The organism is Streptomyces mauvecolor (genome assembly GCF_039532965.1).
Lineage (GTDB): Bacteria > Actinomycetota > Actinomycetes > Streptomycetales > Streptomycetaceae > Streptomyces > Streptomyces violascens.
Genome location: NZ_BAAASQ010000009.1, coordinates 479992 through 492532, shown reverse-complemented (window position 1 = coordinate 492532; position 12541 = coordinate 479992). Strand labels below are relative to the sequence as shown.

The following is a 12541-nucleotide window of genomic DNA, read 5'->3' as shown; positions in this document are numbered from 1 at the left end:
GAGAAGCCGCTTGGCCAACATCCAGAAGCGCCCCAACGGCAAATGGCGGGCTCGCTACCGCGACCTCGACGGCAAGGGGCACGCCCGCCACTTCGACCGCAAGGTCGACGCCCAACGGTGGATCGGCGAGGTCACGGCCAGCCTGGTCACCGGGCAGTACGTCGACCCGCGGTCGGCGAAGAAGCCCTTCAAGGAGTACGCGGAGGAATGGCGGGCCATCCAGCCGCACCGGCCTTCCACGGCCAAGGCGGTGGCCCAGCACCTGCGCTGCTACGTCTACCCGGCCTGGGAGAAGCGGGCGCTCGGCGCCATCAAGCCCGGCGACGTACAGAGCTGGGTCACCGGCCTGACCACCACGCACGGGCTGGCCGCCAGCACCTCACGGACGGTCTTCAACACGGTCAACGCCGTCTTCCGGGCGGCCGTCCGTGACCGGATGATCCCTCACAACCCGTGCGCCGAGGCGAAACTGCCCTCAGTGCCCCGGAAGAAGGTCGTGCCGCTGGCCGTCGAGCAGGTACGGACGCTGTCCGAGGAGATTCCCGCCCGCTACAAGGGCCTCGTGCTGCTCGGCGCGGCCACCGGACTCCGCCCCGGTGAGCTGTTCGGCCTCCAGCCGCGCCACCTCGACCTGCTGCATGCCACGGTCTCGGTCGAGCAACAGATCCAGCAGACCGCCAATCACGGCGTGTACGTCTGCCCGCCCAAGACCGCCCGCTCGCACCGCACGGTTCCGCTCCCCCGCGTGGCGGTGGATGCGATGAAGGCCCACCTGCGGGACTTCCCCGCCGATGGGCCCGAGAGCTGGATCTTCACGGCGCCGCAGGGCGGACCCGTGGTCTACACGCACTTCATGGACGGGTCCTGGCGGCCCGCCTGCGCGAAGGCCGGCATACCGAAGGGCACTGGCCCCCATGCCCTCCGGCATCACTACGCCAGCCTGCTGATCAAGCACGGCGAGTCCGTGAAGACGGTCTCCGAGCGCCTCGGCCACACCAACGCGGCCATGACGCTGAACATCTACACCCACCTGTGGCCCGACTCCGAGGAGCGGACCCGGGCCGCAGTCGACAAGGCGTACGCGGACCAAATGGCGAGCGCCCGTCCGTCCAACTGATCGTCGCGTTCGAGCGCGGCCGGGTTCAGCCACCCCGTGCATCGCCGCCGGCGAAAAGTGGCTCGCACCGAGGAGCCCAACACCCCCTCCGCCCAAGGAAATTGCCTCGACGTCTTGACAACGCTCACGCTAAGATGGTGACGGTTCTCCGCCGACATTACGGAGAGTTAGGCAAGCGTTTTCCTGTGGATCCGAGGCAGCCGTACATGTCCGTGCGGAGCGACGAGAGCAGGCAGCCAGCGCCTTTCGGGTGCGAGTCGGCCGCACCCGAGTTGATCACTGCTGTTGTCATCGTCAACAGGGGTGGTCGGGCTCGGCTGCCTCGATGGCATCGGACTGGCCACCCCTTCCCACGGAAGGGAAACGAACTCCTTGACCATCAAGATCCTCTGTGTGGCCGTCGTTCTGCTGCTGGCCTCCCTTGCCGCCCTGATCTGCGGCAACGTGCTCCTCGCCCTGGGGGCGACGAAGCTCACGGCGATAGGTAGTGGCGGCGGGGCTTTCCTCGGTGTTGGCGGCCTCGGAATGCTGATCCTGGGCTACCTTCTGCCCGCATCATGAATGGGCTGAAGGGCCGCGCCAGGCCGTGATGGTCGGGCGCGGCCCTCGCCGCCTGCACGCGGACGCAGGATCACGCTGCGGATTCTGTGCGGACCGCCAAGGCCGCCCAACCCGCTCCGTCGCAGGTCAGACGGCCTTTCGCCAAACGTATTAGACGTTGAACCGGAACTCCATTACATCCCCATGCCCATCCCCATATCACGCACCGGCTTCCAGGGCTCGGCAGCTGGAAGCCGTCCCGGGCCGAAATGCGCTGACAGGCCGCCACCCGGCTTCGTGGCGCATTTCATGGTCCAAATTCTCCTTAGAGGGTAGCCACGCACGCCCCTTGGAGATCATCGTGGACCACCCAATGCACCCCTCCACTCCGAGACAGACCAATCGGCAAGAACAACCTGCCGACCACTGCTGCGATCGCCAGCCTGCTGCGGAGAAGCACGCCAACGGCACATCCGATGTCACATCGGACCGGTCTCGGCTCCGCTGCCTGACCACCGGCCAGGCAGGCGGGCTCGAAGTGGTACTCCCGCACGAGCCTCCCGCTCTCACGCCCGCGGCGGCGGCCGCACTCCTGCGGATTCTCCTGTCCGCGTACGAACGCAGATCCGGAAGGCTCCCGCGGCTGCCCTGAGTCGCGCCCCTGCGTTCCAGCGGCCCCAGCTGGACCTTCTCTCCGACCAGAGGTACCACGGACGACCACCGGCCGCCGGCCGCCGTTCGCACCACTATCGCTGCGGGAGTACGACGTGACCCGATTCGCTTTCGCCGGACGCTGCTCAACCGAAGACCTCCAAGACCCGGAAACCTCCAAGAACTGGCAACTCCTGCGGGCCAAAGGACTGATCGAACCAGCCGGCGGACAGATCGTGGCCGAGTACTTCGACTCCGGCCACTCACGCGCCCTGCCCTGGAAGCGCCGCCCACACGCCGCCGCCCTCCTCCAGGACCTGCGCAACCCCCAGCGGGGCTTCGACGCCGTCGTCATCGGTGAGCCCCAGCGCACCTTCTACGGCAACCAGTTCGGAAATACCTTCCCGCTCTTCGTCCACTTCGCCGTACCGCTCTGGGTTCCAGAAGTCGGCGGGCCCATTGACCCCGACAACGAGGCCCACGACCTCGTCATGTCCGTCTTCGGCGGCATGAGCAAGGGCGAACGCAACCGCATCAAGATCCGCGTGCGCACCGCCATGGCCTCCCAGGCCCAGCTCGAAGGCCGCTACCTCGGCGGACGCCCGCCCTACGGCTACACGCTGCAAGACGCAGGCCCGCACCCCAACCCCGCCAAAGCCGCCGATGGCAAACGGCTGCACCGCCTCGTACCCGATCCTGTATCTGCGCCCGTCATTCAGCGGATCTACGCCGAATACCTGCTCGGCAAGGGCTACCTGGCCATCGCCATCGGGCTCACCATCGACGACATCCCCTGCCCCTCCGCCCACGACCGCCCCCGCAACTCCCACCGCCACGGCACCGCCTGGTCCAAAGGCGCCGTCGCCACCATCCTCACCAACCCCCGCTACACCGGCCACGAAGTATGGAACAAACAACACAAAGAAGAGGTCCTGCTCGACATCGACGACGTCACGCTCGGGCACCGCACCAAACAGACCTGGAACACCCCGGACCAGTGGATCTGGTCCGCGAACCCCGTCCACGACCCCCTCATCACCCTGCAGGACTTCAAAGCCGTACAGACCGAGCGCCAGACACGCCACCAACGGCGCGATCACCCCCGGCCGCTGCTCCACCGCACCCACCGCCCCTATCAGCTCCGCGGGCGGATGCGCTGTTCGATCTGCCGCCGCACCATGCAAGGCAGCTTCAACAACGGCCACTCCAACTACCGATGCCGCTACACACAGGAATACGCACGCACCGCCGCACTGGACCACCCGCCAACCCTGTACATCCGCGAAGACGCCGTAGTACCACCGCTCGACGCCTGGATCTCCAAGATCTTCGAACCCGGCCGCCTCGCCCGCACCCTCCACGAACTCCAACGCAGCCAGGAACGCACCCTCGCCACCGCCCCCGAACTCGAAGTCGCCCGCATCACCATCGCCGACTGCGACCGCCGCATCGCCCAATACCGCGCAGCCCTCGACCGCGGCACCGACCCAGAACTCGTCACCGGATGGATCAACCAGACCCAGACCGAGAAAGCAGCCGCCCAACGCCAACTCAGCGAGACCACCGCCAGCCGCCGCAGCGTCCTCACCGAAGCCGAGATCCGCGACCTGGTCGAACAGCTCGACGACATCACCTCGGCCCTGGCAACCGCCACCCCCGAGAACAAACAGCGCCTGTACGAAGCCCTGGGCCTCAAGCTCGTCTACTATGCAAAAGAGCGGATCGTGACCGTTGAGTCACAACCCGCTCTTCTATGTGCGTATAGCCAGTGTCCGAGGGGGGACTTGAACCCCCACGCCCGATAAAGGGCACTAGCACCTCAAGCTAGCGCGTCTGCCATTCCGCCACCCGGACTAGGTGTTGTCTTCGCGGTGCGTTCCCCGCGGCGACATAGAGAACTCTACCAGGGGTTTGAGGTGCTGTTCACCCGCATATTGCGTGGTCAGGCGAGCGTCAGGCCTTGTTCGCCTGGATCCAGTCGTCGTTCGCCTGCCAGGCGTACAGAGTGTTGCCCTCCATGTACGCGTAGTACAGGTCGCAGCGCGCAGCCGTGCGCTGCTCGGCGTGCTGGGGGAACCAGGCCGACTTCATCGCCGGCGGCTTCGGGGCGGTGCCCGGCTTGTGCGGCTTGCACGTGGGCGGGAGGGTCGCCGACGGGAGCGTGGCCTTCAGGAGGCGGTCACCGCCGGTCGTCTTCATCGCGTACTCGATGCGCTTCGCCTCGTCGGGGAGCCAGCGGGGTACGGAGGCGCGGTCGCCCTTCGCCTCCTTGCCGGAGCTGTAGGAGGCGGCCTCGTCGTGGCGGTTCTGGTACCAGTCCTTCGCGGCCGGTACAGCTACGACCGCGGCGAAGCCGAGGGCCACCGCCACCGAGAGGACGGTGAGGACGACGGTCCGGGTCCTGGTGCGGCCAGCGGACATGGCTCGTGCTCCCTTGGTCGGTTCGGATGCGTGCGCTTTCGTTGTCTTCCATTGTTCTGGCGCGGATGTACGGATTCGTACTCCGTGAGGACCAATGTGTGTACGACTGTGGGACCACTCGGCGGCGTGGCGGCATCAGCACTGCGGCGCACGCCTAGCCTCGCCGGGTGAGCAAGGGCAAGGGATACCGGCGGCCGCGTGCGCTCTCGCCGTTGCGGGAGCATCTGCGGGACACCTTCTGGTTCGCGCCGACCGCGGCCATCGTGCTGATCTTCATGCTGTGGGTCGGAGCCAGCGAGGCCGAGTCGGCCATCGTCCGGCTGCTCCAGGACCATCAGGAGTTCGACTCGGTCGACGACCTCATTCGGTTCGTCAACGACATCAAGCCCGTGATCAACACGATCAGCTCGGCGATGATGACCTTCATCGGTGTCGTCTTCAGCATCTCGCTCGTGGCCGTGCAGATGGCCAGTGGGCAGTTCACGCCCCGCGTGGTGCGGATCTTCGTACGGTCCCGGATCACCAAGCTGACCTTCGCCGTCTTCCTGGCCACCTTCACGCTGTCGCTGCTCGTGCTCACCTCATTCGAGAGCGAGACCGACCCGCGCCTTGTGACCACCGTTCCGTTCCTGCAGAGCGTCCTCACGCTGCTTCTGGTCGCGCTGAGCCTCTTCCTCTTCATCGCGTACGTGAACTCCACACTGCGGCTCATGCGGGTCGGGCACGTCGTCGACCGGATCACCGGTGAGGCCCTGCGGGTTGTGGACAAGATGCCGCGAGGGGAGCTCGGTGGGCTCGATCTCGGCCCGGAGAGCGGGCGGGTCGGGTACAGCGGGGAGGCCGGAGTGCTGCGGGACGTCAACATCGCCCGGCTGGTGCGGGCAGCTCAGCGGCAGGGGGTCGTGCTGCGGCTCATTCCCCGGATCGGGGACTTCGTGGTGCCGGGCACTCCGTTGCTTTCGGTGCACGGGAGCGATCAGGGAAAGGTGCCTTCGCGGGGCGCGCTGCGCTACACCGTTTCCGTGGGGGTGGAGCGTACCTTCCATCAGGATCTCGGGTTCGGGCTTCGGCAGCTGTCCGACATCGCCCTGCGAGCCCTTTCGCCGGCCGTCAACGACCCGACCACCGCCGTCCAGTGCCTCGACCGGATCGTGCAGCTGCTCACCGCGCTGGCGCACCGGCCGCTCGGGGCCGTGGGGCATCCGGACGGGAAGGGTGAGGTCCGGCTCGTCCAGGACGTGCCCGACTGGGCCGATCTCGTCGACCTCGGCTTCGCCGAGATCCGGCTCTGCGCGGTCGGAAACCCGCAGGTCACCCGCCGGATCACGGCGGGGCTCGACGATCTGCTCGGGCTCGTTCCCGAACCGCGCCGCGAGCCGCTGCTCCGGCACCGGGAGCTGCTGGTGGAGGCCGTCGCGCTCGCGGTGCCGGAAGCGGCCGAGCGCGCCTTCGCGCTGGAGCCGGACCGGCAGGGCATCGGGTGACATTGCCCTGCCGGTCCGGAGTAGTCGGCCCGGGCGTTACGGGATCAGTTGGTAGGCCGGGAAGTTGCCCGGGGCGCGCTCTCCCGCCGGGCCCTCCGTCACGGCGCGGACCAGGAGTTCACCCCCCACGAACGCTCCGTGCCACGAGGCGCCGAAGCCGCCGAACAGCTCCTCGCGGTCGCCCCGCGAGCGGGGTTGGCCCCGGCCCACCTTGAACGCCCTTATCTGCGGGGCTAGTCGGTCGTACGTCTCCGGGTCGTCCGTCGACAAGGTGGCGACCAGCGCTCCGTTGGAGGCGTTCATCGCGGCCAGCAGTTCCGCCTCCGTGTCGACCAGGACGATCGTGTCGACCGGGCCGAACGGTTCCGCGTGGAACAGGGGCGAGGACGGGGGCGGGCTCAGGAGGGTGACCGGCGGGAAGTACGCGCTGGTGTCCTGGCCGGGCAGGAAGCGGGCCTCGGTCAGCGGCGCGCGGTGCAGCGGGACCGCGCCCCGGTCGATCGCCTCGACCACCTGGTCGCCCAGCTCCTTGGCCTTCGCCGCGTTGATGAGCGGACCGAAGTCCAGTGCGGGCAGGGCGTCTTCGGGGTGCTCGACGGCCAAGGGGTGGCCGGTGCGTACGGAGCGTACGGCCGGCAGATAGGCGGCCAGGAACTGGTCGAACAGGGTGCGCTGGACGACGAACCGGGGGTAGGCGGTGCAGCGCTGCTTGCCGTAGTCGAAGAGTTTGGGGATGACGGAGGAGAGGGCGTCCCAGTCGGTGAAGTTCCAGACTCCCCAGGTGTTGAGGCCTTCCTGCTCCAGAATGTGCCGCTTTCCGAGGTCGGCGACGGCCGTGGCGATACGGGCGCCGGTGTCGCGGCCGCCGACGAAGGACACGCAGCCGATTTCCGGGGAACGGACCAGCGCCTCGGAGAGTTCGCCCCCGCTGCCGCTGACCAGCGTGACCGGGATTCCCTCGCGTACGGCGAGGGCGGCGGCCAGGGTGAGGCAGGCGACGCCACCGTCGGTCGGGGTCTTCGCGATCACCGCGTTGCCCGCGAGGGCCTGGACCAGCATGGCGTGGACCAGGACCGACATCGGATAGTTCCAGCTCGCGATGTTGGAGACGGGGCCGGGGAGCGGGGTGCGGTCCTCCAGCATGGTGTCGATGTTGTCGACGTACCAGCGGACTCCGTCGATCGCGCGGTCCACGTCCGCCCTGGCCAGGCGCCAGGGCTTGCCTATCTCCCATACGAGGAGGAGGGCGAGCAGTTCGCGGTGCTCGGTCAGCGCGTCGAGGGTGGCGCCGACACGGGCCCTGCGCTCGGGGAGGGGGATGTGGCGCCAGGCGCGGTGCTGGTCGAGGGAGGCGCGTACGCCCTGTTGGGCGGTGGGGGCGTCCAGGCGGGGCGGGCCTGCGATGGGGGTGCCGTCGATGGGGCTGGTGGCGGGGAGTGCGCGGCCGTCTTTGTGCCACCGGCCCGCCCAGAGGTTCAGGACGCGGTCGTCCTGGAAGGCCTCGGGGGCGGCGGTTCGGGCGCGCCGCCAGGCGTCCGACCAGGCCGTGCCGGGCTTCAGAGTGAGAGGGGTGGGGGTTGTGGAGCTGGGGGTGCTGGAATCGGGGGTGGGTGCCATGAGGGTCTCCGCTCTCGGTGCGCTGCTGTCGGGGCGGGGTGGGATGGCTTGTGTTACCGGACGGTAGTGAGGTGGGGCGGGGTTGGGTACGTACTGGGCGTGAAGTATGAGTGACGTCACGTGATCGTGGCGTGGGGCGGGGCGCGGCGGGGCGGGGTCGGGGTGCCGGGGGGGTGGGCGCGGGTGAGTGGGTGCCTGCGGCGGGCCGATTCCCCACCCCGCCCCTTCCCAAAAGCCTCCGGCGGTGGGGGCGTTGGGTTTGGGCCGGTGGGGGGACTGGCCCCACCACCTTGACGGCGAGTTCGTCGGCCGCGGGCCGTGGGGGCTGGTCGCGCAGTTCCCCGCGCCCCTTGGCGGGGTATGACTCAACCCCCTGTCTGCACAGTCCAGTTGGGTGCCGCCCCCAGAGCACCGCCCCCGCCCAAGGGCTGAATCAGGTGCTGCTGAAGGGAACCCTGGAGAGGCTGAATCGGCAGGCCAGCAAGGGACATCGCGCCGCCCAGCGGTTATTCCACAAGTCGGCTTCGGCAGGGCGCCGTGAAGGGGCGCGAGGAACTGCGCCACCAGCCACCAATCCGCAGCCGAACCCCACGCCACCAACCTGCTCCCGCAAGTCAGCCCCGCCACAACTTGCCAAAGAAGCGCCGGGAACTGCGCCACCAGCCGCCGCCCACCCGCAGCCGAACCCACCCCACCAACCTGCTCCCGCAAGCCAGCCCCACCACAACCCCCAAAGAAGCGCCGGGAACTGCGCCACCAGCTACCGCCCACCCGCAGCCGAGCAGGCGCGCGCCCCACCGATCCTCCGCTACCCCAGCAGCCCCACCACCACCCCCGCCGTCTCCGTAGGAGTGGAGCCAACCGCCACCCCCGCCGCCTCCAGCGCCGCCTTCTTCGCCGACGCCGTTCCGGTCGAACCGGACACGATCGCTCCTGCGTGGCCCATCGTTTTGCCCTCTGGGGCCGTGAAGCCGGCGATGTAGGCGACCACCGGCTTCGTCACGTGGGCCGCTATGTACGCCGCCGCCCGCTCCTCCGCGTCCCCGCCTATTTCACCGATCAGGACGATCAACTCGGTGTCGGGGTCCGCCTCGAAGGCGGCCAGGCAGTCGATGTGGGTGGTGCCTGTCACCGGGTCGCCGCCTATGCCCACCGCCGAGGAGAAGCCGATGTCCCTCAGCTCGTACATCAGCTGGTACGTGAGGGTGCCGGACTTGGAGACCAGGCCTATGCGGCCCGGCTTCGGGGCTATGTCAGCCGGGATGATGCCCGCGTTGGACTGACCGGGGCTGATCAGGCCCGGGCAGTTCGGGCCGATGATGCGGGTCGCGCCGCGCCGCGCTCGGGCGCGGGCGTGGAACGCGACCGCGTCGTGCACCGGGATGCCTTCCGTTATCACCACCACAAGGCCGACCCCGGCATCCACCGCCTCCTCCACTGCCGTACGCGCGAACGACGGCGGGACGAAGACCACCGACACATCCGCTCCCGTCGCCGCCATCCCCTCCCCCACCGTCGCGAACACCGGGACCGTACGGTCGTCGAAGTCGGCCACCCGGCCCGCCTTGCGCGGGTTGACGCCACCCACTATGTGCGTGCCGGCGGCCAGCATCCGGCGGGTGTGCTTCATGCCCTCGGCGCCGGTCATGCCCTGGACGAGGACCTTGCTCTCCCTGGTGAGGAAGATCGCCATGTCAGACTCCCTGCTGGGCGAGTTCGGCGGCGCGACGGGCCGCGCCGTCCATGGTGGTGGCCTGCTGGACCAGCGGGTGGGCGTGGCCGGAGAGGATCGCTCGGCCCTGGGCGGCGTTGTTCCCGTCCAGGCGTACGACCAGGGGCTTGGTCAGGTGCACTGATTCCAGGGCCTGGACAATGCCGTCGGCCACGGCGTCGCAGGCCGTGATCCCGCCGAAGACGTTCACGAATACGGACTTCACGGCCGGGTCGGAGAGGACCACGGTCAGGCCGTCGGCCATGACCTGGGCCGATGCGCCTCCTCCGATGTCGAGGAAGTTGGCGGGTCGGGCTCCGCAGCCCGCCACCACGTCCAGCGTGGACATGACCAGGCCCGCCCCGTTGCCGATGACCCCTACCTCGCCGTCCAGCTTCACGTAGTTCAGGCCCCTGGCCGACGCCGCGGCCTCCAGCGGGTCCCCACTCGCGTCCACCCCGGACGCGTCCCAACGCGCGTGCCGGAAGCGCGCGTTGTCATCCAGGGTGACCTTGCCGTCGAGGGCCAGGATCTCGCCCGACGCCGTCCTCACCAGGGGGTTCACCTCCACCAGGACCGCGTCCTCTTCGACCAGGACCTGCCACAGGCGGCTCAGCACCGAGGCCGCCTCCGGCGGGAGCTCCGCCGCCGCCGCGATCTCGGCCGCCTTCGCCGCGTCCACCCCCCGCTCCGGGTCGATGTGGATCCGGGCGACGGCCTCGGGCCGGCCGGCCGCGACCTCCTCGATCTCCATGCCGCCCTCGGCGGACGCGATCGCGAGGAAGACACCCGCCGCACGGTCCAGGACGTACGAGACGTAGAACTCGGCCTCGATGTCGACCGGTTGGGCCAGCATCACCTTGCGGACGACATGGCCCTTGATGTCCATGCCCAGGATCTGGCGGGTCGTCAGTTCGGCGGCCGCCGGGTTGGCGGCGAGCTTCACTCCGCCCGCCTTGCCCCTGCCTCCGGTCTTCACCTGCGCCTTGACGACCACCCGGCCGCCCAGCGACTCGGCCGCCGCCCGGGCCTCGCGCGGGGATGCCACCACGGCCGCGTCGGGGACCGCGATGCCGTGGCCCTTGAACAGTTCCCTTGCCTCGTGCTCGTACAGATCCACTGCCGGCTCCTGACTGAGGGTGAAAGTGCCGCCCGCCCCCTGGACATCACGCCATCGCATGAGGGATAACAAGGTTCATACAGTATTCGTCGACTGTATGCAATCTACGAAGGGCGCCTCCCTGCCCTTGGCGGGCAGCGCCGAAGGCGCACCTCGACTCCCCTACGAAGGGACGGACTTCGCCATGCCTCACGGCTCCGACGACAGCGGTCAGGACCTCATCTCGGGCGGGCACCTCGTCGCCAAGGCGCTCAAGGCGGAGGGCGTCGATGTCATCTACACCCTCTGCGGCGGCCACATCATCGACATCTACGACGGCTGTGTGGACGAAGGAATCGAGGTCGTCGACGTACGTCACGAGCAGGTCGCCGCCCACGCTGCCGACGGCTACGCCCGGATCACCGGGAAGCCGGGCTGCGCCGTGGTCACCGCCGGGCCCGGCACCACCGACGCCGTCACCGGAGTCGCCAATGCCTTCCGTGCCGAGTCGCCGATGCTCCTGATCGGTGGTCAGGGCGCGCACAGCCAGCACAAGATGGGGTCGCTCCAGGACCTCCCCCATGTCGACATGATGACCCCGATCACCAAGTTCGCGGCGACGGTCCCGGACACCGCGCGGGCCGCGGACATGGTGTCGATGGCCTTCCGCGAGTGCTTCAACGGGGCGCCGGGGCCGTCCTTCCTGGAGATTCCGCGCGATGTGCTCGACGCGAAGGTGCCGTTGGAGAAGGCGCGCGTCCCGGCGGCGGGGCGCTACCGGGCCTCCACCCGCAGCCCCGGCGACCCGGCGGCCGTCGAGAAGCTCGCCGACCTGCTCGTGCACGCCGAGAAGCCGGCCATCCTGCTCGGCAGCCAGGTGTGGACGAGCCGGGCCACCGACGACGCCATCGAGCTCGTACGCACCCTGAACGTGCCCGCGTACATGAACGGGGCCGGGCGCGGCACGCTGCCGCCCGGCGACCCGCACCACTTCCAGCTGTCGCGCCGGTACGCGTTCTCCAACGCCGACCTCATCGTGATCGTCGGCACCCCCTTCGACTTCCGGATGGGGTACGGGAAGCGGCTCTCGCCGAGTGCGACGGTCGTGCAGATCGACCTCGACTACCGGACCGTCGGCAAGAACCGGGACATCGACCTCGGGATCGTCGGCGACCCCGGTCTCATCCTGAAGTCCGTCACCGAGGCGGCCTCGGGGCGGCCGGGCGGCGGGGCCGTCAAGCGCAAGGCGTGGCTTGAGGAGCTGCGGACCGCCGAGCAGACCGCGATCGAGAAGCGGCTGCCGAGTCTGATGTCGGACGCCTCGCCGATCCATCCGTACCGGCTGGTCAGCGAGATCAACGAGTTCCTCACCGAGGACTCGGTCTACATCGGTGACGGCGGTGACATCGTCACCTTCTCCGGTCAGGTCGTGCAGCCGAAGTCGCCCGGGCACTGGATGGACCCGGGCCCGCTCGGCACGCTCGGTGTCGGCATTCCGTTCGTGCTCGCCGCCAAGCAGGCGCGGCCGGACAAGGAGGTCGTGGCGCTGTTCGGCGACGGGGCGTTCTCGCTGACGGGCTGGGACTTCGAGACGCTGGTGCGCTACAACCTGCCGTTCGTCGGGATCGTCGGCAACAACTCCTCGATGAACCAGATCCGTTACGGCCAGGCGCAGAAGTACGGCCTGGAGCGGGAGCGGGTCGGCAACACCCTGGGCGATGTCCCCTACGACAAGTTCGCGCAGATGCTGGGTGGCTACGGCGAGGAGGTCCGCGACCCCGCCGACATCGGGCCCGCGCTGCGACGCGCCCGCGAGTCGGGCAAGCCGTCGCTGATCAACGTGTGGGTCGATCCGGACGCGTACGCCCCCGGAACCATGAACCAGACCATGTACAAGTAGA

At 68.9% G+C, this 12541-nt stretch carries 9 protein-coding genes and 1 tRNA gene; 5 read left to right on the top strand and 5 right to left on the bottom strand.

Translation table 11 applies throughout. The annotated features are described in order from the left end of the window. Window positions 1–10 precede the first annotated feature (10 nt). The 3 genes from ABD346_RS14780 to ABD346_RS14770 all read left to right on the top strand — a co-directional run bounded on the left by ABD346_RS14780 (window position 11) and on the right by ABD346_RS14770 (window position 4113). Entirely contained in the window at window positions 11–1117 is a 1107-nt protein-coding gene (locus ABD346_RS14780) for a tyrosine-type recombinase/integrase (RefSeq protein WP_344375105.1), read from the top strand. Between the two features lie 372 nt (window positions 1118–1489). Beyond that, on the top strand, window positions 1490–1678 hold the full coding sequence (locus tag ABD346_RS14775) for a hypothetical protein (RefSeq protein ID WP_344375104.1): 189 nt from the start codon (window positions 1490–1492) through the stop codon (window positions 1676–1678). Window positions 1679–2424: 746 nt separating this feature from the next. Beyond that, window positions 2425–4113 carry a recombinase family protein gene (locus tag ABD346_RS14770; protein WP_344375103.1) on the top strand — a complete coding sequence of 563 codons (1689 nt, stop codon included), beginning with the start codon at window positions 2425–2427 and terminating at the stop codon, window positions 4111–4113. Here the strand turns inward: ABD346_RS14770 and ABD346_RS14765 are convergent. After that, window positions 4078–4162 (bottom strand) — tRNA-Leu (locus ABD346_RS14765). The genes ABD346_RS14770 and ABD346_RS14765 overlap by 36 nt on opposite strands. Window positions 4163–4261: 99 nt before the next feature. Next, window positions 4262–4729 carry a hypothetical protein gene (locus ABD346_RS14760; protein WP_344375101.1) on the bottom strand — a complete coding sequence of 156 codons (468 nt, stop codon included), beginning with the start codon at window positions 4727–4729 and terminating at the stop codon, window positions 4262–4264. A 167-nt stretch (window positions 4730–4896) separates the two neighbouring features. Here ABD346_RS14760 and ABD346_RS14755 point away from each other — a divergent pair, with 167 nt between their 5' ends. Then, window positions 4897–6213, top strand: a complete 1317-nt coding sequence (locus tag ABD346_RS14755) for a DUF2254 domain-containing protein (protein WP_344375100.1) — start codon at window positions 4897–4899, stop codon at window positions 6211–6213. Window positions 6214–6249: 36 nt separating this feature from the next. Here ABD346_RS14755 and ABD346_RS14750 read toward each other — a convergent pair whose 3' ends face one another. The 3 genes from ABD346_RS14750 to sucC all read right to left on the bottom strand — a co-directional run bounded on the left by ABD346_RS14750 (window position 6250) and on the right by sucC (window position 10661). Further along, window positions 6250–7830: an aldehyde dehydrogenase family protein gene (locus tag ABD346_RS14750; protein ID WP_344375099.1), complete on the bottom strand. Its 1581-nt coding sequence runs from the start codon at window positions 7828–7830 to the stop codon at window positions 6250–6252. Between the two features lie 808 nt (window positions 7831–8638). Beyond that, window positions 8639–9523, bottom strand: coding sequence for a succinate--CoA ligase subunit alpha (gene sucD / locus ABD346_RS14745; RefSeq protein ID WP_344375097.1), 885 nt, complete (start codon window positions 9521–9523; stop codon window positions 8639–8641). Window position 9524: 1 nt separating this feature from the next. Beyond that, window positions 9525–10661: an ADP-forming succinate--CoA ligase subunit beta gene (gene sucC, locus ABD346_RS14740; RefSeq protein ID WP_344375096.1), complete on the bottom strand. Its 1137-nt coding sequence runs from the start codon at window positions 10659–10661 to the stop codon at window positions 9525–9527. Between the two features lie 184 nt (window positions 10662–10845). Between sucC and ABD346_RS14735 the strand changes: the two genes are divergently transcribed. After that, window positions 10846–12540, top strand: a complete 1695-nt coding sequence (locus tag ABD346_RS14735; RefSeq protein WP_344375159.1) for a thiamine pyrophosphate-binding protein — start codon at window positions 10846–10848, stop codon at window positions 12538–12540. Window position 12541: the final 1 nt, after the last annotated feature.

Excerpts from the sequence above, each read along its gene's own strand:
- ABD346_RS14750 (WP_344375099.1), bottom strand. The coding sequence starts at position 7,830 with ATGGCACCCACCCCCGATTCCAGCACCCCCAGCTCCACAACCCCCACC.
- sucD (WP_344375097.1), bottom strand. The coding sequence starts at position 9,523 with ATGGCGATCTTCCTCACCAGGGAGAGCAAGGTCCTCGTCCAGGGCATG.
- ABD346_RS14760 (WP_344375101.1), bottom strand. The coding sequence starts at position 4,729 with ATGTCCGCTGGCCGCACCAGGACCCGGACCGTCGTCCTCACCGTCCTC.
- ABD346_RS14735 (WP_344375159.1), top strand. The coding sequence starts at position 10,846 with ATGCCTCACGGCTCCGACGACAGCGGTCAGGACCTCATCTCGGGCGGG.